Origin of the sequence: Micromonospora sp. WMMD812 (assembly GCF_027497215.1) — a bacterium.
Lineage (GTDB): Bacteria > Actinomycetota > Actinomycetes > Mycobacteriales > Micromonosporaceae > Micromonospora.
On record NZ_CP114904.1, the window covers coordinates 1,637,870 to 1,659,171 of the forward strand.

The 21,302-nt window shown below is 70.8% G+C and carries 15 protein-coding genes; 9 read left to right on the top strand and 6 right to left on the bottom strand.

What is annotated here, in order from left to right; all coding sequences use genetic code 11:
• Positions 1 to 22 precede the first annotated feature (22 nt).
• The 3 genes from O7603_RS07570 to O7603_RS07580 all read right to left on the bottom strand — a co-directional run bounded on the left by O7603_RS07570 (position 23) and on the right by O7603_RS07580 (position 2,115).
• Entirely contained in the window at positions 23 to 475 is a 453-nt protein-coding gene (locus O7603_RS07570; RefSeq protein ID WP_281574961.1) for a hypothetical protein, read from the bottom strand.
• 195 nt (positions 476 to 670) lie between these two features.
• On the bottom strand, positions 671 to 1,708 hold the full coding sequence (locus O7603_RS07575) for a hypothetical protein (RefSeq protein ID WP_281574962.1): 1,038 nt from the start codon (positions 1,706 to 1,708) through the stop codon (positions 671 to 673).
• Between the two features lie 56 nt (positions 1,709 to 1,764).
• Positions 1,765 to 2,115 (bottom strand): helix-turn-helix transcriptional regulator, encoded by a 351-nt coding sequence (locus O7603_RS07580; RefSeq protein WP_281574963.1) that lies wholly within the window; start codon positions 2,113 to 2,115, stop codon positions 1,765 to 1,767.
• A 275-nt stretch (positions 2,116 to 2,390) separates the two neighbouring features.
• Here O7603_RS07580 and O7603_RS07585 point away from each other — a divergent pair, with 275 nt between their 5' ends.
• The gene (locus O7603_RS07585) at positions 2,391 to 3,014 is read left to right on the top strand and encodes an alpha/beta hydrolase (RefSeq protein WP_281574964.1); all 624 of its coding nucleotides are present in this window, start codon (positions 2,391 to 2,393) and stop codon (positions 3,012 to 3,014) included.
• Between the two features lie 1,348 nt (positions 3,015 to 4,362).
• On the opposite strand, the gene O7603_RS07590 is transcribed toward O7603_RS07585, so the two are convergent.
• On the bottom strand, positions 4,363 to 5,661 hold the full coding sequence (locus O7603_RS07590) for an MFS transporter (protein WP_281574965.1): 1,299 nt from the start codon (positions 5,659 to 5,661) through the stop codon (positions 4,363 to 4,365).
• 1,857 nt (positions 5,662 to 7,518) lie between these two features.
• Positions 7,519 to 10,116: a transcriptional regulator gene (locus O7603_RS07595; protein WP_281574966.1), complete on the bottom strand. Its 2,598-nt coding sequence runs from the start codon at positions 10,114 to 10,116 to the stop codon at positions 7,519 to 7,521.
• Between the two features lie 96 nt (positions 10,117 to 10,212).
• Between O7603_RS07595 and O7603_RS07600 the strand changes: the two genes are divergently transcribed.
• The 3 genes from O7603_RS07600 to O7603_RS07610 all read left to right on the top strand — a co-directional run bounded on the left by O7603_RS07600 (position 10,213) and on the right by O7603_RS07610 (position 14,797).
• Positions 10,213 to 12,378, top strand: coding sequence for an Hsp70 family protein (locus tag O7603_RS07600; RefSeq protein WP_281574967.1), 2,166 nt, complete (start codon positions 10,213 to 10,215; stop codon positions 12,376 to 12,378).
• A gap of 908 nt (positions 12,379 to 13,286) precedes the next feature.
• Complete coding sequence (locus tag O7603_RS07605; RefSeq protein WP_281574968.1) at positions 13,287 to 13,448, top strand: hypothetical protein; 162 nt, start codon at positions 13,287 to 13,289, stop codon at positions 13,446 to 13,448.
• 74 nt (positions 13,449 to 13,522) lie between these two features.
• A complete protein-coding gene (locus tag O7603_RS07610; RefSeq protein WP_281574969.1) occupies positions 13,523 to 14,797 on the top strand; it encodes a hypothetical protein in 1,275 nt (424 codons plus the stop codon).
• A 409-nt stretch (positions 14,798 to 15,206) separates the two neighbouring features.
• Here the strand turns inward: O7603_RS07610 and O7603_RS07615 are convergent, their stop codons facing one another.
• The gene (locus O7603_RS07615) at positions 15,207 to 16,010 is read right to left on the bottom strand and encodes a DeoR/GlpR family DNA-binding transcription regulator (RefSeq protein WP_281574970.1); all 804 of its coding nucleotides are present in this window, start codon (positions 16,008 to 16,010) and stop codon (positions 15,207 to 15,209) included.
• 141 nt (positions 16,011 to 16,151) lie between these two features.
• Between O7603_RS07615 and O7603_RS07620 the strand changes: the two genes are divergently transcribed.
• The 5 genes from O7603_RS07620 to O7603_RS07640 are packed head-to-tail and all read left to right on the top strand — an operon-like array spanning position 16,152 to position 21,280.
• The gene (locus tag O7603_RS07620) at positions 16,152 to 17,474 is read left to right on the top strand and encodes a four-carbon acid sugar kinase family protein (protein ID WP_281574971.1); all 1,323 of its coding nucleotides are present in this window, start codon (positions 16,152 to 16,154) and stop codon (positions 17,472 to 17,474) included.
• Entirely contained in the window at positions 17,471 to 18,937 is a 1,467-nt protein-coding gene (locus O7603_RS07625; RefSeq protein WP_281574972.1) for an FGGY family carbohydrate kinase, read from the top strand. Before O7603_RS07620 ends, O7603_RS07625 begins: the two co-directional genes overlap by 4 nt.
• Positions 18,934 to 19,824 (top strand): hypothetical protein, encoded by an 891-nt coding sequence (locus O7603_RS07630; RefSeq protein WP_281574973.1) that lies wholly within the window; start codon positions 18,934 to 18,936, stop codon positions 19,822 to 19,824. Before O7603_RS07625 ends, O7603_RS07630 begins: the two co-directional genes overlap by 4 nt.
• Complete coding sequence (locus tag O7603_RS07635; RefSeq protein WP_281574974.1) at positions 19,824 to 20,627, top strand: TIM barrel protein; 804 nt, start codon at positions 19,824 to 19,826, stop codon at positions 20,625 to 20,627. The genes O7603_RS07630 and O7603_RS07635 overlap by 1 nt, the downstream gene beginning before the upstream one ends.
• The gene (locus O7603_RS07640; RefSeq protein ID WP_281574975.1) at positions 20,624 to 21,280 is read left to right on the top strand and encodes an aspartate/glutamate racemase family protein; all 657 of its coding nucleotides are present in this window, start codon (positions 20,624 to 20,626) and stop codon (positions 21,278 to 21,280) included. The genes O7603_RS07635 and O7603_RS07640 overlap by 4 nt, the downstream gene beginning before the upstream one ends.
• Positions 21,281 to 21,302 lie beyond the last annotated feature (22 nt).

A 21,302-nucleotide genomic window follows, 5' to 3' on the forward strand; every position in this document is an offset into this window, starting at 1 on the left:
CGGCGTTGCCTGCGGTGCCCCGTCAGTAGTGACTGAAGACCTGGCGAACCGTGATGCCGAGCACGGTCGACACCTGCGCTGCCTCATCGGGCGTCAACCGGCCGCGGCCTGGATCGCGAACCTGAAGTTCGAATCGCGCAAAGGCGGCCGGCCAGTGGTACTCCAGGTCGTTGAGCGAGACGGTGGCGCTGCAGCATGGTGTCACCATGTCCAATGTTGCGAAGCGAGTGGCATAGGTATCGTCCATGCTCTCCTGCCACCAGTCGGCATCCAGCAGAGCCTTGCAGACCGGGCAGCCGACTACCTCGAAGTTGGCGCCCTGGTCGATGAACGTAACTTCGGTGTACCGGCAGGCGACAAGCTCTCCCGCGCCCGGACACATCGCCGAGACGACTTCGACCGCAGCATGCGCGGCATTCTGCGCCGGCACCCAGTCCGGCACCGTCGGCACGACACGAAGGAGACTCTCGCTCACGCCCATATCTTTCACCAGCTGACGCCAAGCCAACATCCGCACATGCCGCTGTCCGCGCCGGCCGCACGACCGGACGGTCACACTCGGTGACTGGCCCCCTGGTACCGGCAGCATCCTGAACTGCAGTGCACTCGATCATTGCGATGAGCGAGGCGCTGCGGCTGCACCTCTTCGCCTGCACCTTGCCCGGCCGTGTCAGCGGGCCGAGCCTCTGTCGTGCTGTGTACTACGCGGATGTCGAGGGTGCGCCGCAGGTCGGCAACGACCCAGGTCTGTGCCGGGCGAATGTCGGCCGCGCGACAGCCACGCCCGTGCCGCGAGGGCAAGCGGCACCAACATCGGTCCTATCATCGCCACCAGCACCGACGCGACGACCATGGGTGACCACGCTGGAATCACGGGCCGACCGGGGCCGGAGTCGTCGAGCACCGCGCCGAGCGGATTCACCGCGAGCATCCCGATCGGCGTGAGCAGGATCAGCATCGCCCAGGCCCCGCGGTAGTCGCGCCGGGCGGCTAGGCCGAGCGCAAGCAGCAGCGCGCCGATCAGCAGCGTCACCGCGGCGGCGGGCAAGGCCGTTGCGGCGAGATGGTAGTAGCCGCTGAAGAAGTTCAGGCTGGGCGCGGTGCCGATGGCGACCGGCAGGATCGCCGCCGCAACGCAGATCGGCATCAGACGAACCCACCAGGGGTGCCGGCCGGCCGCGCCGAGCGCGACGACACCGAGCACAATCTGGGGCAGCAGCACCGACGCTGGCGGGCGGGGTAATCCGGTCAGCGCCGCGGCCGGCACGACACCGGCAGTCACCAGGACGGCCAGGCCGACCGCCCAGCGCAACCACCGGCCGCTCGCCGCGATGTGCACCACGGCGGCGAGCAACCAGGCCGCCCACGCCGCGACGGCGAGCGACAGAAACGGCCCGACCTGCGAAGACCAGGGCGGCGTGGGGGCGAGCACCTCAAAGATCGCCCACCCGGTCGCGAACGCGGTCGCCGTCATCAGCGCGAGCAGGCCGGCGAGCCGGAAGGCGGGACCTAGACCCTCAGCCATCCGCACATGCTGCCGCAGCCCACCGGCCGCGAGGTCCGCGACGTCGCCGACGGAGGGTCTCCTCCGGCCGGGCGCCGCCAGAGACAGGTAGGTGTCCACTAGTTCTGAACCGCGCCCCCGCCGATAGTTGGCCGGATAGAACAGCGCCGTCCAGCGCGCGTAGCGGCGTTCGAGGTCGGTCACGGCAGAGCCTCCGTCGTCATCCCCTCCTGGACGGTCATGGCGGCTTTCCCACGGGCTCATGCGAGTCCTCCACTGAGGCGGGGCGGGGTCTTGGCAGCGCGCAGCCGGGCGGTCGCCGCCTCGACGTTGCGACGCATACGTTCGGTCTCGGCGGTCAGCACCCCACTGCCTGCCTCGGCGAGCCGGTAGTAGCGGCGCAACCGGCCGTCGACGATTTGCTCCCGGTCGACGGCCACCAAGCCCGCGTCGACCAGCCGGTCGAGCGCACCGTACAGCGTGCCCGGCCGCAGCGAGATGCGGCCGGCGGAGAGCCTGGCCACCTCAGCGATCAAGCCGTACCCATGCATCGGCTCGCCGGCCAGGGCGGTGAGGATCAGGAACGTGGGTTCGCGCAACGGGGTCTCCACACACGACAATATATCGGCTGCGAAGGCATAGTGAACGAGCGCCCTGACACGGCACCGCGTGACCGCTCCTGCCGCGAGACGCGCTACGCAGCGTCCCGTCGGTCCGGGTGCCCTCCCGGACGTGGCCGATGAGCGGATGCTCGCTTGGGTGGTCGCCGGCAGTCCGCGTCCTGGATGGTGGGTGGGTGGATCCCACGTTCGTCCTTGTGCATAGCCTGTTGTTGGGTCCTCTGACGTGGGCTCCTGTAGCGGCGCGGCTGGCAGCCTTGGGTGCAGTGACCGTGGTGCCCTCGTTGGTCGACGTGGCCAACGCGGACGACCCGCCGTTCTGGCCGCGCGTCGCAGCCAAGGTCAACGACGCTGTCTCCCATCTACCGCAGGGCCAGCCGATTGTGCTGGTAGCACACAGCAACGCCGGCTTGTTCGTTCCTGTTGTCGTACAAGCGGCTTGCCGTCCGGTCGCCGGGTGCCTGTTCGTCGATGCGAGACTGCCCTTCCGTACCGGGCCGACGCCTGCCGCGTCGCCCGAGCGGTTGAACTACCTGCGCACCAAGGTGACTGAGGACCGACTGCCGCAGTGGACAACGTGGTGGAACGAGGACGATGTCGCACTGCTGTTTCCTGATCCGCAGACCAGATCGGCGATCTCGGCTGAGCAGCCCCGTCTTCCGTTGAGCTACTACGAGCAGAAGATTCCTGTGCCTGCTGGTTGGGACAACCGGTCGTGCGGCTATTTGCTGTTCGGGCCGCCGTATGACCGCATGGCGCAGGAGGCGCGTGAACGTGGCTGGGACGTCGACCGGGTCCCCGGCGGGCATCTGCACCAACTCATCGATCCAGACGCAGTGACCACTCGCATCGTCGCCATGACCGAAAGATGGGGCTCCTCAGCCAACTGAGCCGACGGGCGCCCATGCCGCGAGACCCCGCGGCATGAGGCCCGCCAGCGGAGTCCCAAGCACGCCCGAACGCGCCTCGCGTGATGAGGAACGGGCTCCAATCTCCGTCAAGATCATCTAGGCTCGCCTGCACGAGGCCGCCGCACTGGTCTGCCTCCTGCCCGGGCCCGGACCGGAGAACCGGGCCGCGGTCATACACCTCGATATGCCGAACCGGCCAACCGTCGTCATCCACTTCGAAGTACCAGACCGAGTGCCCCCAAGCGTCGAACTCGTCACCGCGCGATTCGTCCCAGCGACGATGATAGAAGCGGCCCATAGCCGTATACGTAGATCCGCTCATGCGCGGATCTGCCGCCGATGTTGCGTCACGTTGAGTAATGGGGTCGGCGGCGCTCACCGCCCGCTCGTGCTGATTAGCGGATGTCTCTCACCTCAACTTCGTGTGATCACCCGGCACGACGGCAGGCGCAACCATGTCTGGTGATCGATCCGCCTGTGGCACAGCGCAGCACGAACTCGGAATGCGACAGCTGACGCCTCCCGTCGCTGCTCGGAGTGTCCTCAAGGCCAAACATCCGGTGTGTCAAAGCCGTCTCGTGCCGAACAGGGTCGTCCCGTAGACCGGGTCGACTTCCTTCCGCTCGGTCTCGGTGAACCCGACCTTGGCCAGCACACGGCGAGAAGCGGTGTTCCAGTCCCAAACCGGTGGCCCGCAGACGTTCGTAGCCGGATGATTTCGCCCAGTCCAGAACCGCCAACGAGGCCTCGGTCGCGTATCCCTGACCCCAGACTCGGCGTAGCAACTCGAACGCCAGTTCCGGTTCCCTTCCGATCCTCGTCCGCCGTCGATCAGCCCGCAGTAGCCGATGACGTCACGAGCGGCCTTCCGCTCGACCGCCAGCAACCCGACCGACGATGGCTAGTTGGTGCGGATCCAGTCCTCGAGCTCCGCGACCGTGGGTCGTCCGTCCGCGTCGATTCGGCGGTGCGGCGGCACGCGTAGATCACGTTCGGTCCACAGCTCCCGCTGGACGGCAGCCTCGCCTACCCGCCAAGGTCTGAGCAGCAGGCGACCCGTCTCGAGTACCACCTCGCTGCCCGAAGTCGCTGCAACTGCCAAGGCAGTAACTCGTCCACAGGCGGACGCACAACATGCTGCGGGGCGTGCGCGGTCGATCCTGCCGCATCGCGGTCTGGGTGTCGCGGATGTTCGCTTCTCGCCTGCAGATACGGCACAGCGTGACCGCTCATGGCGCGAAGCGCTCGTCGCTGAAGTGACGTCGGCGCCGCGGACCGGTGTCCGGACGGTGCCGAAAGGCGGACGCGTGGACTGCGCACGAGGGCGTCATGGCCGGTTCGACTTCGGAGCACTACGAGCACTACGTGCGGATGTCGCGCGGTTGAGGAAGGTTTCACCGCGGTCCGTGACAGCGCCGTCCGTCACGCCGAGGCAGATCACGAGTGGACCGCGACGTCCCAGCGCCCACACGGCGAGCGCGAAACAGCAGAGCGCCGTTCCCGTGATCGTGACCGCTGTCCAGCCGCCCGCGGACCAGAGCGTGGTCGCGGCGGCGGAGCCGATAGCAGCGCCGATGAAGTTGCCGGTGGCTAGCGCGGTGTTGAGCCGGCTGCGGGCCTCGTGGGAGAGGGCGAACAGTCGCGCCCGGTTGAGGAGAGCCTGCGTCTGGAGAGCAACATCGATCATGATGATCGCGATGATGATAAGTGCGACGGACCGGCCGGCGAACGCCGCGACGACGAAAGCGCCGAGGGCCACGACCCAGGCCGCGCCTGTGGCCGGAAGCGACCAACCGCGGTCGTGCAGACGACCGCCGTGCAGGCCGGAAAGGACACCAGCGAGGCCAGCCAGCCCGAACACCCCAATCACCGCTACCGGGTACCGGAACGGTGGGCAGCTGAGCAGGAACGTCAGCGCCGTCCAGAACAGCGAGAACACGGCGAACCCTGTGGCGCCCAGTACCAGCGTCCATCGGGCCGCCCGCTCGCGCATGACCACCGCGCCGACCGAGGCGATGACCTGCGGGTACGGCATACGTGTCCGCGGTGCCAGCGGTGGAATCGCGCGATAGAGCAGAACCGCGAGCAGAACGGCGACGACCGCGGCGAGAGCGAAAATCCCACGCCACCCGGCGGCGCTGGCGACGAACCCGCTGATCGTGCGGGAAGCCAAGATACCGGTGAGGGTCCCCGACCCGACAACGCCGACGACTCGACCGCGGTGGGTGTCGCCGGCAAGATCCCCGGCGAGCGGAGTGAGGAGCTGACCGGAAATCGTCGTCACGCCGAGCACGCCCAGTGCGAGCAGGAGTACGCCGATCGACGGCGCCAGCGCGCACAGCAGCAGCGCGGCGGCCGAGGCCAGCAGCATCACCGGGACGAACCGGCGGCGGTCCAGGACGTCGCCGAGCGGCACGAGCAGCAGCACGCCGACGGCGTACCCGACCTGGGTCGCGGTGACGAGCCAGCCGGCCGTCGCGGTCGCGGCGCGCAGATCGCCTGCAATGAAGCCGAGCAGCGGCTGCGCCCAGTACAGGTTGCCGATGGCCGCTCCCGCCGCCAACGCGAACAGCAACGTCAGTCGGCAGCTCATCGCCTCCGACGGTTCTATGCGGGGTGCTGCCACCCGTGCCACGCTAAGGCGCGGAACCAAAGCTTATGGCCCAGCGAGGGCCTGAGCGTGGCAGGGCTGCATCCCCAGATGTCCCCATCTCTGCCGGCACCCTTCAGGCGTGCCGGACAGGTCGACACGGCGGGCAACGACAGCCCCCACCGGTGGTGTCGTACGCCGAAACGCGCTTCAAGAAAGCGACACGACCTGGCGAGCAGGGCCGCGACAGCAACCGGAGAAGCCGACTTCGTCGCCCTGCCCAGGACGCTTCAACGGCAACATGACGCGCGAGGTCCTACACCCCGGTCGTCCTGGCCCCCGTCGAGCCTCGACCTGGTGGTGCCAAGGTGTGCGGTGGTGCTCTGCGGCAGACCGACGAGTGGTGCGACCCGGTGCATCCGTCAGCAGCTCAGGAGAAGCGCGACGCCGGCAGCTACCGACAAATCGATTGTCCGCAGGAACACGACCAGGGCGACGCACTAGGCCCCGCGCTGGGGTGGGCTGTCCGTGGCCCGACCGCGCCGGGTGACGCAGGACGGTTCCCCCGAAGCCCATCGACGCGAAGCACTTCCATCACCCGGCCGCGCCGACGTCTCCCCGCAGGCAACACCGACCGAGCAGAACGCCGATCGGGGCCTCGACGCCCGCCCTACCCACCCAATCCGGAAGGCAGAAGCCATGACCGCTCCGACCGCCACCGGCACGGCCTGCCGGGACAAACGGCCCAACAACGGGCCGCGAACGCTCGCCGACGACCTGACCGACCACCGGCCGGGCCCCCGATCGTCCCGCCAGACGGACAGGACAGACCGCACATGAGCGCTGCTGCGAACGACGGGGCCACGGTGAGGGCGTGGCTCGATGTCGTGCGCCGGGCACAGTTGGACTCGACCGTGAAACTGGTCGCCCTGCTGCTCGCCTCATACGCTGACGCCGACGGCACCCGCATCTTCCCGGGCGTCGCGCGACTGGCCGTGGAGTCGGGCAAGGGCTACTCCACGATTAAGCGAGTGTTGGCCACGCTGCGCAACGCCGGGCTGGTCGACTGCGTGCGGCGCGGCTCCCGGCGCCGGCCAGCCGAGTACCGGCTGATTCTGAGCCCCCACCTGTTGGACCACATGGCGGTGCCCTCGCCCTCGCAGCATCGCGCGACGGTCAGGGCCGTCGATGACCGGCATCGTTGTGGGGCTCACTCAGATGAGCCCTCCACTCTGGCAGAGGGGGCTCGCTCACATGAGCCTTCACCGACCCGCCCCCGGCCGACATCCCCGATCAAACCCAGCTCACCCAGTCGAGCCCTCACATCCCCAACAGGGCTCACGTCGGACTCGAACAAGGCTCACTCAGCCGGCCCCCTACCTCCCACGGACGTGGACACCACTACGACCTCTCACACCGAGGCTGATCTCCGTAGCGACCTCGACGTGTCGCGCGCGAGGGCGCGCACCACAGGCGAACCCGCCCCGCCTGACGCTCTGCCGCGGCATGTTACCCCCGGTAGCCGCGCGTCGCCGGCCGCCGTCGTCCAGCCGTCGCCGTGGCCCACCCCTCTCGGAGAGGACACCACGGTGAACGCTGATCAAGCCAAGGCCCACATCCGAGCCACCCTGAGCGGTCACCGCCGCGCACCCCTGTCCCGCTACGCCAAGCGCCCCGCCACGCCCCTCGCACCGGCCGAACCGCGGCTCGCACCATCGGGCGGTTACGGCTTCTGCGTGCACTGCCACGCCGCCGGCCAGCAGGGCGTCCTGGCCGCGGACCCGGTCAACGGCGACACCTGCAGCGCCCACGCACGAAGCGCTTCATAACCGACGACGACACATGGGCGCACCGGCCCTATCAGGCGACCCGGGTCTGCCGGGCCAGCGGTGGTCACTTGCCGGCGAGGCTGCTCCGCAGCTGGTTGGCGAGCGTGATGGTCGCGTCCTGGGGTTCGGCGTCAAGGTCGGCCAGGGTTTTGGTCAGGGCGCGTAGGAGGCTTCGGATGCCGTCGGCGTCGCCGAGAGCGTGGCGGGCGTGCATGGCGCGGGTGTAGAGGGCCTCGTTGTAGCGGTCCAGTGCGATGGCCTTGTCGAGCAGGTCGGATGCGCCCTGCGGGTCGGTGTCGATGAGGTCGTCTGCCAGCAGGAGGTGCGCTTCGGTGCCCCAGCGGCGCACGGTCTCCCGATGTGGCTGCAGCCATTCGTAGTCCTGGCCGTCCGCCAGCGGCGCGGTGTAGAGGTCGCAGGCGGCGGTGAGCAGTTCGCGGCGGTGGGCGCCGGTGGCGATGGCGGCCGCGCGTAGCAGGTCGCGCAGCGTCCAGACGTCGACGTCGACGGTGGTGGGGTCGAGCCGGTAGCGTCCGGCGTTCTTGACGAGGTAGGCGTTTTTCGCGTCGGGGGTGGCGGCTCGGCCGAGGACGTGTCGGAGGTTGCTGGCGTTGGTGTGGACTCGCTGGTCGGATTGGCTGATGCGGGCGTCGGGTTCGAGGTATTCGCCGATCTCGCGGGTGGTGACGCCGTCGGGGTGGCAGGCCAGGAACACGGCGAGTTCGAGGGCTTTGGCGCGTAGCGGTCGGCCGGGGTGGCTGATGTTGTCGATGCGGGGCGGCCCGAGCACCCGCAGTGCCGCCTTCCCGGTGGGGTTGGCCTCGAAAGGTCCGGTGACCGGTGTGGGTTGGTCGGCGGCAGTGGTGTCGGTTCGGTTCGCATGGAGTGGGACGGTCGGGCCTGGTGCGCCGGCTGATGGGAGCGCGGCGGGCTTCCCGGTCTGCGCTTCTCGGAGGGTCGTGAGGATCTGCATGGCGGTGTCGGCCTCGAGTACGGGCAGGCGCGGTGGGATTGGCTCCGTGTCCGGCCCGGGTGCGAGTGTGGTGTGGCCGTCCAACGAGACGTTGATGGTCGCGCCGTGCGTCCACTCGGCGAGCAGCACGGCGGACACGTTCAGGTCGCCGGCGAGCGTGAGCGCGGTCTTGGCCCGCATGGAGGTGTTGGCGGGTGGGGCGGCAGTGATGAGCACGACCGGTGGTAATGCTTCCTCGTCGGGGGCCTGCTGGCGCAGGGTGTCGAGGTCGGTCAGCGCGTGTTCGTCGAGGATGCGGCTGCGGTGCAGGAGCCGGGCTTCGATCGCGGTGAGCGCGTCATCGGTGCTGTCGACGATGTGCAGCCGTGGCCATGGTGCGAGGGCTGTCGCGTTGGCGCCGAGGAGCGTGACCAAGGTGGAGGTGTCGATGATGACTTCGCCGCGTGCGTGGGGGTGGTGCGGGTCGCCGGAGGCCAGGACCGCGACGAGAGCGGCGCGGGCTGCGGCGTGCGCGCCGACGCCGACGACACCGATTCCACCGGTCGGCAGCGACGCGAGTTCCGGTACGGGGGCCGGCGGCTGCCTGTCGTCGTTGTCCGAGGGCGGTGGGTTGGAGTTGCGGGCAGCCACGGCACGGCGGACATGGGCGACCGGCGGTGGCAGCGCGACGGGTGGATCGGCGTCGGGTTCGCCGGTGTAACGGCGCCGGCGTTGCAGCCACACCAGGGCGGCGGCGGCGCTGATCGCGGCGGCGAGCGACCAGGGCAGCCAGTTGGACGCCGACAGCTGCACACCGTCTTCGTCGGCTGCGATGGCGGGATCGCGCGTGTCGGTGACGGCAGGCGAGACCGGCGGCCCGGAAGCCGCGGACGAGGGAGCCAGCGGGGGTTCCGGTGTGCTCGCGGCTGCCGATGGCGGTGTGGTGGGGGTGGTGGCCGGATTCTGGGCCGTCGCGGGTGGCTGCACGGTCGGTGCCGGTGGCTTCGGATCCGTGCTCGCCGGTGCGGGCGGGGTGGCAGGTCGGGGTGTGGTCGTCGACGGTGGCTTGGGGGGCGTTGCGGGTGTGGCGGCCTGGGGCGGGCGGGCGTCGGCGGGCAGTCGGAGTTCCCAGCCGGGGTAGATCAGGTCGCAGTCGCGCAGGATGCCGCCGACGCCCGGGAAGTGGCGGTGCTTGTTCAGGTGGCAGATCTCCGGCCACCGGTCCGCGTCGCCGAGCCATTGTTTGGCGACCTTGGACAGGGTGTCGTGGCGTTCGACGGTGTAGAGGAAACGCTGGTCGGCGACGCGGATGATGGCGGGCCCGCGGGCGGCGGCCTGCCGGGGAATGTCGACACGCTGCGTCGCGGCGACCGACGTAGCGGGTTGGTCCGGGTTTGCCGTGCGGTCGAGCGTGCCGGCGGGCGTGACGGCCAGCGCGGCGGTGCCCGCCAGGCCGAACACGAGCCGGTGCAGCGGGGCCGGCAGCTTGAGGATGGGAACGCGCCACCGGGTCAGCGCCGTGAGGATCTCGGCGAGCAACAGCAGCGCGAGGACGCCCCACAGCAGCCACATCGCCCACAGGCCCGCGCCGATGAGGACGTCCGGGGTGAATCGTCCGCTGGAGCGTTCGAACCATTCGGGGATCTGCGACCAGGCTGGCAGGCGTCGAACGGGATTGCCGCCAGCGAGCCACAGCACCGTCGGCACCACGATCAGGAAGGTGCCGGCTCCTGTGACAGCGCGACCAGCCGTGGCCAGGGACCGGGACAGGGGCGCACGACGGTGCGGCGGTGATGCGCGGGGAGGGTGGACCGTGGGCCGTGCACCGTACTCCGTGAGCCTGTCGCCGTTGTCCGGGGACATCTGCACCTGTCTCTCCCCCGCCGATTGATCGTCAATCTCTTCGCATACACGAGGATGAGTGCGCCAGGCCAGCCCACCGAGAAGGATTCTCACCATCCGTGCACAAAGGATCACGGGGAGAGGATCACGGTTGACGTCGCCTCGCCCTCACCGGCGAGACTGCCCCTCATGCCAAACGGGGGCGTCACGGCGTCGATCGATCTCAGTTCCACGGCCATCGCCGTCACTGTCAGCCGGGAAGGCGCTCGCGTCCCGATCCTCATCGACGGTCGCCTCGTCATGCCACCGGGCGTCGCCATCAGCCCCGCGGGCCAGCTCTACGCCGGCCTCGACAGCACCGCGGCGAGATCCCTCCCCGCGGACCACCGATTCATCGACGATCCGACCGACCTGCTCGGCAAACCCGCCCATCCCTCCGGCCCGGGACACCCCGACCCCGTGGACCTGCTCGCCGCCGTACTGCGGCATGTCGGCTACCATGCCGCTAACCAGGTCGGCCAGCCGGCCACCGAGCTCACCGTGACCGTTCCACCCAGTTGGGGACCACGCCGCCGCGGACAGGTCAGCGAGGCGGCAACCCGAGCGGGACTACCTTCTCCTGCCCTGGTCACCGCGCCCGCCGCCCTCGCCGCTTACGCCGCGAGCCTCGGCGTCACCATGCCCGAAGGCTCCTGCGTGCTCGTCTGTCAGGCGGACCGCCACCCGGCGACCCTCACCGTGCTGCAAGCGGTCGGCGACGGCTACCGCGAACTGGCAACCCACCAACTCGACGACATCCCCGACCTCGACCACCTCATCACCCAACGCGTTGTGCACGCGGCAACTGCCGACAACGACGCTCTCCGAACGGCAATCCGCCAACCGGCGAACGACAACGCAGAGGGGCACATCGCCCTTCTGGAATCCGTGCGCGCCGCCCGTCATCTGCTCGTCGACCAGGATCGGGCGCCGATCCTGCTGCCCGCACCCCGACAGCCGACAGTCATCACTCGCGACGACATCACGAACGCCGCGCAGCCTCTCCTCGATCAGATACCCCGCGCAGTCACCGAACTGCTCGACGCGGCTGACGTCGACAAGGCGCACCTCGCTGCGGTCGTCCTGCGGCCAGCCCATGCCCTGCCCGCCCTCACGGACCAGCTCGCCCAGGCCACCGGCGCTGCGCCCGCTCTCATCGACCAGCCCCATGCCCTCGCCGACGGAGCGTTGGCGCTCACCGCCGCCCACCAACCCCGACCGCGTGCCGCCGCCACACGGCTACCCCGCATCCGGCTCCGGATCAGCGACCTCACCGGCGCCCTCCTCATCGGCGCATCCTCGCTGACGCTGCTCCTGCAAGCCGTCCTCACCGCCGACATCACCACCGTCAACACCTGGGTCGTCGGCGCCCGCACCTCACTCCCGCAACTCGGCACCGCCGGCGCACTCGCCATGCTCACCGCCTTTGCCGTCGCGCACCTGGCACCCACCACCTGGCTCGCCGGAGCGCCCACCGCGTCAACGCCCGAACCCACGACCGGCAACCTCATCCGACGGGGATACCTCGCCGCGGCCGTCGGCGGCGCGGTCACCGCCACCCTCTACGGACTCGCGACCGGCACCGCCGTCGAGTTCGACTACACCCCCTACCTGAAATGGACCCTCGGCGCCGCCCTACCCCTCGCCACCTGCGCCGCCCTCATCGCCGCCACCGCACCCCGGATCCCCGCCGACGCGCTGCCTAGCTGGCTCGCCCGGACCCGCCCCGCCATCACCTACACGCTCATCGCCGCCGCCGGCATCTTCCTCATGCGCGCCGCACTCACCCTCACCACCCCCATCCACACGAACAACACCGCCGGCATCGCCGGCAGCCTCGGAGCCGCCCTCCTCGGCGCGGCCACGGCCTTGACCGCCAGCCGCAGCCGCGCCATCCGCACCATCACCGCGCCAGGTCTGGCCATCGGCTACGCCCTCGTCTTCAGCTACGACACCAGCAGCGCCCTGATCGTCGGCTACCTCGTCGCACTCTCCTGGTGGGGCATCCGACTCACCGCCCACACCCTGCGACTCGCCTTCCCCACCGTAGGGACAGCGCTGCACCGCCTCGTCGACCGCTCCAACGGCTGAAGAACCGAAGGAAGCAGACGAAACCGGAGCCCCATTCGATCAACGAGTTCTCTCATCGTGACTCCGCTGGTCACGGCGGAGCAGGCGGCCCGATATCGGTGAGGACGAGGCTCCAGGTAGAACAACGGTCCACCAGGATTAGAGTCGTAAACCAGCTGCGCGTAATCCTGGAGCTCACGATGCCGGGCGCGATCAGCTCTCTGGCAAGCCAGACAGCCCGATCATGCTGGTGTTTCACCGCCGTCAGCTCGTCAACGCGGCCGGCTTCCGGTCTCCGCGCCAGCCGCCGGACATCAGGCGTGAAGGCCGCAGAGCGATAGCGCGGCCGATCTGACCGCTGCTTTCGTCATACCAGGTAGCCCCCTGGCACGACCGGCGGGAAGAAGATTACCGATCTTTGTCCCGGCGGGCGTGGCCGACACCCTGGCAGAGCAGGCCAACGTGTCCGCGTACGCCACCGAGGCGGTGCGGGATCGGATACGCCTGGACGCGGTGCGCACCGAGCTGGGGCACGCCGGCATCGAGGTCGCCGAGCAGGGCCTGGCCGCCGCGCGGGCACGCCGTGCCGCGGTGCAAGCCGAGTGGCCGCCGCCCGGTACGAAGCGGTGCGCGAGCGGGTACGCCAGCACCTGCGCGATGAGGAGCCCGCCGGCCGGCAGGCCCCGGCCGCGTGACCGACGACGAGCGACCGGTCCGGTTGGCGCTGGACCGAAGCGCTGCTCGCCCACCTGGCGCGTCCGGCGCAGGTCGCCGAGCCGATCCACGAGGTCAAGACCGTGTGCTGGCCGCCCTCACCGCCATCCCGCCGTCGAGACCCTCGCGGCGGTCACCGACGCCAAGGACCGCCAGTTGCCGCACCGACTCCTGAATCTCGACGCCGTAGTCGTACTGAACACCCCCGGCGAGTCGTGGCACGAGATGTCGTACTGGCGTGGGATGACCGGCGGGTCGACTTCGCCACCACGGTCATGACCTGCCTCGACCATCGGGCACCGATCCTCAGCCGCGAAGACCGCTACGGCGACCTGCCCGTCATCTACCTGCCGGAGAAAACGGCGCTCGGCGCTTGAGGACCAACACGTTCGAGAAAGTCGCGCCAAGCGAGTAGAAACAAGTCGATGATCGGAGCTACGGGGAGGTCGGAATGACCGGTGTTCGGGAACGGACCAGGCGGGAATTTCTCGACGAACTGGTCGCCGTCACCAACGAGCGCACGGCGTCGGAGTTTCTCTATCTGATGCTCGAGGAGCACGGACGCATCGGGGTGCAGTGGGAGCAACCCGGCGTCGACCACCTGCGGGAGTACCGGATCGTTGAGGCGGACGGTCCCGGCTGCCCGCACTGCGCGATCATCGAGGCGATCGCCAAGCTGGTGCCGCTGCTGCCGCTCGATCTGGTGCGGATGGACCGGGCCCAACGGCAGTACCTGACGGCGTTGCGCGCGGGGCTGCGGCCGACGGCGGCGTTCGCCCGGCAATCCGCCGACCGGCGGCTGACTTGGCTCAGCGACTGTCACGGCACACCCGCGAACCCGCACACCGACGCCGACTGTGTGGCTCACCGGGCGGTCGCTCCGGCCGCCGACCCGCTCGCGGAGTCGCCGGCGTTGCCGGCCGCGCTGCTGGCGCTTCTCGGCGGCGATGCGGAGGCGGCCGCCGCCGACGTGCGTGACCGCCTGGACATCATCCGGAACTGGCGGGACGCCGCGCGCGAGGTCGCCGGTGACCGCACCGAAACGCAGCCGACGTGGACGTTCCTGCGCACCGGAAGCATGCTGGGCGTTCCGATCGGGGGTGTGCCGGCCGCCGTCGTCGCGCTGCGGCCAGGTGCGCCGGCCGTCGACCGGCCGATCGCCGATCTCGTCGGCGAGGCGCGGCTTCGCGGCGGGCAGGAATTTCAGGGCGGGCTGTTCCTGGTGCCCGACCCGGACCTGGACGGCCGGATGCCGGTCTACTTCGATGCCGTCGACGTGCTCACCGGACAGCCGGTGCGGACTATCCGTCTACCCGTCGGCGAACCGGCACTGAGCCGGCCGGGGCGGGGTGTTTTGCTGCTGTACCAGGCGCGGTACGCGATGGGCCTGCGGTACGTGCCTGGGCCGGCGAAGCCGCTGAACTACTGGGAGCACGAGGCAGCACTCCACATCTTCGAGTTCGGGCTGCTGCGGGCCGTGGCGGGGGACGCCTACCAGGCGGCGGTGCGTTCATTTCTGGACGCGTTGGTCGCGGAGGGCTCCCTGCTGGAGCGGCCGCAGAACGTGCTCGACCGCCGCCAACGGGCTGCGCTGGGGCGGGTGTTTGATGGGGCCGACGAGCGGGAGGTGCACCTGTGGGGATCGGTGGCGTACCGCAATGCGATCCAGCTCGCGCTGGGCAGCCACCAGGCATTCGTCGAGTACCTGCGGGCACGCGCCTCGTGACCTGTCCGGGCTTGACCCCGGAGGTGCCGCGGCCGATGCCGCTCAGCCTGCGGCGACCTGGGCGCCCGCCATCACCAGGTCGGCGTTGATTATCGCACCCGCGTTGAGGTCGGCGGCGGCACGAACAGGCGGACGCCGGCCGTCAGCTGGCTCTGCAGGTGCTCGAGCTCCGGGCTTTCATGGCGGCCTCGACCGCGCCCAGGTTGGCAAAGTTCGGCCGCTGCGACCACTGCACGGGGCCACCCGCCATAGCGGACGCGGAATCTGTGGCCGTGCAGGAGGGGTTGTCGGCTGCGACGACCAGGGCTCATCAGTTCCACTACGCCAGCCCGTGCTCGATCCCACATCTCCGACACGCGAAGATCCTCAAGCCAGCTCGGGCCATGGCACCGACTTCGACACACAGGCCCTAGCCGACGGCGATCAGCAGGCTGGTGACCGAGGCTAGCTGGGCACGGTCGGCGTCGGTCGCCCCGGCGTCGGTGATGACGGCGTCGAGCTGGACGTAGTCGCAGATCGGCACCGGCGCGGTCTGGCGCAGCTTGGACGAGTCCGCCAGCAGCACGACCCGGTCGGCGGCGGCGATGAAGGCCCGCTTCGCCTCGGCGTCCAGGGGGGTGCTGCAGTATGCGCCGCCGCCGGTCAGACCGCTGGCCGCCAAGAAGAAGGTGTGCACCCGGAGTCGGCTGACCGCGGTCACGGTGTCCGGTCCGGTGAACGCCTGGGTGGCTGGGTGCAGGAGGCCGCCGAGACCGATGAGGGCCACGTCGGAGCGTTCGCCGAGCGCCGCCATGGCGGGCAGGGAGTGGGTCACCACCGTGATGTCGCCGTCGGGCGGCAGCAGTCGAGCTAGTTCGAGCGTGGTGGTGCCCGCGTCGATGCCGATGGTGGCGCCGGGCTCGACGAACTGCAACGCCTGGTGGGCGATGGCCCGCTTCTGGCGCGACTGCACCTGGGAACGGGCGCCGAACGGGGAGCCGGGCTGCACGCCGCCCGGCGGGACGGCACCGCCGTACACGAGTTCGGCCAGGCCGAGGTCGGCGAGTCGCTGCAGGTCGCGCCGCACAGTGCGGTCGGACACCGACAACTTGGCGCTGAGTTCGGGCGCCGACACGTAGCCGGTGCGGCGCATCCGGCGCAGGATCTCCTCCCGGCGCTGCGGCGCGGAGGTGTAGCGCAACTGCTCCTCGCCCGCGAGCTGTGGACCTGTCACGGCTAGACCGTACCGGGGGCGGGCTGCATCTCGCTCTCCCGGTGACCACCGTCAGACGAAAGTTGTCCGACTCTTGACATCCTTGGTCGTCGGTCGGAGAGTGAGATCGGCAGCCGGCGACGGAACCCGGGGGGGCGTGGCGTGAAGGAATCCGCCGGATGGCGGGCGGAGATCGCGGCCGATCGGCGACCGAAGGTGATCGTCGACGACGACCCCACCGGGACCCAGTCCGTCAGCGACGTCGAGGTGATCCTGCGACCGGACCGGGCCGCGTTCGACCACTTCTTCGCCTCGACGCAGCGCGCAACCTTCGTACTGTCCAACAGCCGGGCACTTCCCGAACGCGCCGCGACCGCGCTGGTCGGCGACATCGCCCGCACGGTGACGGCGGCCAGCCGAGCGGCCGGGCGGCCACCGACCCTGATCCTGCGCGGAGATTCGACGCTACGCGGTCATGTGATCGCCGAGGCCGAAGCCGTGGCACCGCACACGCCGATGCTGTTCGTGCCCGCGTTCCTCGACGGCGGCCGCTTCACGCGCGACGGCGTCCACTATCTGTGGACCGAGTCCGGGGCAGTCCCGGTGGCCGACACCGAGTTCGCCCGGGACCCGGACTTCGGTTACCGCAGCCGGCACCTCAGCGACTGGGTGAGCGAGGTCAGCGGCGGCCGCCGACATGCGGTGATCGTGCCGCTCGCCCGGCTGGCTGAGCGCGGACCAGACGCGGTCGCCGAGGCTCTGCTGGGCGCGGCGCCCGACGCGGTGGTCATCCCCGACTGTGTCAGCGACGCCGATGTCCTGGCCATCGCGGCCGGCCTGATCAGGGCGCAGACCCGGGGTGCCCGGGTGGTGGTCCGCTGCGCCGCCTCGCTCGCCGCCGCCCTGGCTGGCCTGTCCACGCGGCCGCTGGCACGTCTCGAACTGCCAACCCCCGGCCGGGTCCTGATCGCCTGCGGCTCGTTCACCAACGCCAGCACCCGGCAGCTGCGGGCGTTGGGCGGGCTGTGGCATCGACGCGTGGACATCCCGCTCGGCGCGCCACACGGCGAGGATCGACTGCTGGCCAAAGCGCTGCGCGAGCGTCTCGACCGGGACGGCCGGGCGGTGGTGGCCACCGACCGGACGCCCCGGCACGGTACCGTCCCCGCCGCGCCCGAGCTGCTCATGGACACCCTCGTCCGGACCGTGCGGCAGCTCGCCGCCGACGTGGACCTGGTCGTCGCCAAGGGCGGCATCACCTCGGCCCGGCTCGCCACCGAGGCGCTGGGCGCGACCAGCGCCCGGGTACGCGGACAGATCCTGCCCGGCGTACCGGTCTGGGATCTGCACGCATCCGGAAAGAACCCGTCCTACGTGATCGTGCCCGGCAACGTCGGCGCCGACAGCACCCTGCGGGACATCCTCGATCGGATCGCCACGGCGCCCGCCGGGCGGTCTCCGCACGTCGAGCAGGGCGAGCTGTGAACGAGGCCGAGCCGTTGCTCGCCGGCCTGGACGTGGGCACCACGCACACCAAGGCCGGCGTCTACCGCACCGACGGCAGCCCGGTGGCCCAACGCCAGGCCCCCACCCCGCCCGACACCGAGGCGCTGCGGGACACCGCGCTGCGACTGCTCGCGGAGTGCGTGTCGGCCACCGATGTCCCGCCGGTCGCCATCGGGGTCGCCAGCATGGCGGAGACGGGCGTACCGCTGGACGCCGGCGGCGCCCCCGTCGGAGAGCTGCTGCACTGGCGGGACCGCCGCGCCGGCCGGCAGGCCGAGCAGCTGGCCGCGGCGGTCGGCCGGGCGGCCTTCTTCGCCACCACCGGACTGCACCCGAGCGCGAAGCTGCCACTGGCCCGCTGGATCTGGCTGCGCCAGCACGACCCGGACGTCCTGCGGCGGATGGCCTGCTGGGCGAACACCGCCGACCTCGTCGTGGGCGCCCTCACCGGCACCGTCGCCACCAGCCCGACGTTGGCCGCCCGTTCCGGCGGGTTCGACATCGCCGCCGGGGAGTACCGGCCCGAACTACTCGACCTGGCCGGACTCCGACCCGAGCAGCTGCCGCCGGTGCTCGCCGCCGACCAGGTCGCAGGGCGGGTCACCGCCACCGCCGCACGGCGCACCGGGCTGCCCGCCGGCACCCCCGTCGTCGTCGCCGGGCACGATCATCTGGTCGCCGCCTGGGCCGCCGGGGTCCGGTCCCCCGGCCAGGTCGCCGACTCCATGGGTACGGCGGAGGCGATCGTCACCCCCGTCGTCGCGCTGCCGCCCCCAACCGTGCGGGCCACCGGGAACTCCGTCGGCCCGTTCGTCGACGGTCGGTCGTTCTGCCTGATCAGCGGCCTGTCCAGCAGCGGCGGCCTGGTCGAATGGCTCCTCGACGCGATCACGCCGGCCGGGCAGCCGAACCGGCACGCGTGGTTCACCGACCTCGTCGGCCCGCCGGCCGGCCCGCCGACCGGCATCACCGTGCAGCCGTACCTGCACGGGCGGGCCAGCCCCGAGCCCGATCCGCACCGGACGCTCGCCTTCCACGGCATCCGCCCACAGCACACTCTCGCCGACATCGGCCGTGCCGTCCTGGAAGGGCTCTGCATGCAGGTGCGCTGGATGGTCGAGACCCAGTCGAGCATCAGCGGGCACCAACCCGACTCGGTGCGGGTCTTCGGCGGGCCCACCGCCAACCCCACCTGGATGTGGATCAAGGCACAGGTGACCCCGGCCCCCGTCGTCGTGCTGCCCGGGCATTGCGGCGCTGCGCTCGGCGCGGCCCAACTCGCCGGACGGGCGATCGGCATCCCGCAGACGCCCCCGCCGGGACCACCACCACGACAGGTACCGGGGGCCGGGCCCGAGTGGGAAGCGGCGTACCGCTCGCATTTCCTGCCGTCGGCCACGACCGCCGCCACCCCGTCCGCCAACAGTGAGGAAGCACCGTGACCGTCCCACCAGCGCCGACCCTGGACCGGCTCGCCCGCGCCACCGGCACGTTCGCCATGGTCGCCATGGACCAGCGGGAGAGCCTGCGCACCATGCTCAGCGAGCAGGGCCACCCCGCCGACGACGCGGCGCTCACCTCGTTCAAGCTCGAGGTCGCCGCCGCGCTGGCGCCACACGCCTCGGCGTTCCTGATCGACCGGCACTACGCGTACGCCGACATCGTCCGGGAACGGCTGCTGCCGACCGGCTGCGGGCTGATCCTCGCCGTCGACGCGCTGTCCCAGCCGCCCGGCGAGCCGGTGGACGACACCGCCATCGACGGGGACGTCGACCTCGACCAGGCGCGGCGGGACGGCGTGGTGGCGTTGAAGCTGTTGGTGATGTGGAAGCGGGACGGCGGCGAGGAGCGCCGGGTGGCGATGGCCGCCCGCTTCGTCGAGCTTTGCAGGCGGGCGGGGCTGCTCTCCGTACTCGAACCGGTCGCCGTCCCCGCGCCGGGACAGCGGGACTTCGACCTCGACGCGGCCATCCTCGACGCCGCCGCCGCCCTCGGCCCGCTCGACCCGAGTCTCTACAAGGCACAGGTGCCCCGGCGGGGCCGCGGGGACTTCGGGCAACTCGTTGGCGCCTGCGAGAAACTGGACCGGCAACTCGCCCGGCCCTGGGTGGTGCTCTCCAACGGCGTGGAGACGGCGGACTTCCCGAACGCCGTCGAGGCCGCCTGCCGGGCCGGGGCGTCCGGGATGCTGGCCGGCCGGGCGCTGTGGCGCGACGCCCTCGCCACGGCCGATCCGACGGCGGCGCTGCTCGGGGAGTCCGTCGACCGGCTCCGGCGGCTGGTCGAGACCGTCGACCGGCACGGCCGACGGTGGACCGAGGCCGGCTGATGGACCCCGTCGTCAACCTGGGCCTGCTCTTCACGGAGCTGCCGTGGCAGCAACGGTTCGCCGCCGCGGCCGAGGCGGGCTTCCACCGGGTGGAGTTCCCCTGGCCCCCGCTGCCACCCGACGAGGTGTCGCGGTTGGCGCGCGCGGCGGGGGTACAGGTCGGGCTGCTGAACATGGACGCCGGTGATCTCGCCGCCGGTGAGCGCGGTTACGGCAACGATCCACGACTCGTCATACGCTGGCGCGACCAGCTGCGGCAGGCGCTGGACCTGGCCCGCGACCTCGACTGCCCGCTGGTGAACGTCCTCGCCGGACGCCGGCTGCCCGGACTCGACGAGTCGGACCAGCTGCGGTGCCTCACCGGCAACCTGCGCTGGGCCGCCGACCTCGCCCGGCGGTGCGGCCGGACCCTCGTCATCGAGCCGATCAACGACCACGACATACCCGGTTACCTGCTGCCCCGCGTCGTCGACGTACTCGCCGTCCTGGAACCCATCGATCACGAGGCGGTCAAGCTCCAGCTGGACGTCTACCACGTCGCGGCGATGGGCGACGACGTCACCGCTGCGGTGGCGACGGCCGGCAGCAGGCTCGGCCACGTACAGCTCGCCGATCACCCGGGCCGCCACGAGCCGGGCACCGCCGACCTGGATGTCGACGCGCTGCTCTCGGCGCTGACCGCGACCGGCTACCAGGGCGGGCTCGGTCTGGAGTACGAACCCACCCTGCCCTCGGCCGCGAGCCTACGCGCCGTCGCCGCACGGTACCCGCGACTGAGACCAGCCAAGGAGCGAGCCGCATGAACCGGATCTGCCTGCTGCACACGGTCACCGGCCTGCCCGCCGTCTTCGCCGACCTGCTCGGTACCGAGGTGGGCCCGGTTGACGCCGTCAACATCGTCGACGAGACGCTGCTCCGCGACACCGTCGAACACGGCATGCTGCCGCGTACCCGTCGCCGGGTGGCCAGCTATGCGGGGTTCGCGGCCGAGTCCGGCGCTGCCGCCGTACTGGTCACCTGCTCGTCGATTGGTGAGGCGGCCGAGCAGGCGCGCGCCGAGGTCGGCATCCCGATCTACCGAGTCGACGAACCGATGGCCGAGCAGGCCGTCACGCTCGGCCCGCGCATCGGCGTACTGGCGACCCTCGCCGCCACCCTGCAACCCACCCGAGACCTGCTGCGTCGCAAGGCCGGCGAGCGCGGCGAGCCGGCCGAGATCCGCGAGTCGGTCTGTCCCGGCGCGTTCGAGGCACTGCGGGGCGGCGATCCCGGCCGACACGACCAGCTCGTCGCCGCCGAGGTACGCCGCCTGGCCGGCGAGGTCGACGTGCTGGTGCTGGCGCAGGCCAGCATGGCGCGGGTGGTCGACGCGCTGCCCGCCGATCAGGTGCCGGTGCCGGTGCTCAGCTCTCCCCGGTCCGGTGTACGGCAGCTGCACCCGTTCGCCACCCGTTGACCGCCATCGAGGCGGGCACCCG

Excerpts from the sequence above, each read along its gene's own strand:
- O7603_RS07610 (WP_281574969.1), top strand. The coding sequence starts at position 13,523 with ATGACCGGTGTTCGGGAACGGACCAGGCGGGAATTTCTCGACGAACTG.
- O7603_RS07640 (WP_281574975.1), top strand. The coding sequence starts at position 20,624 with ATGAACCGGATCTGCCTGCTGCACACGGTCACCGGCCTGCCCGCCGTC.
- O7603_RS07635 (WP_281574974.1), top strand. The coding sequence starts at position 19,824 with ATGGACCCCGTCGTCAACCTGGGCCTGCTCTTCACGGAGCTGCCGTGG.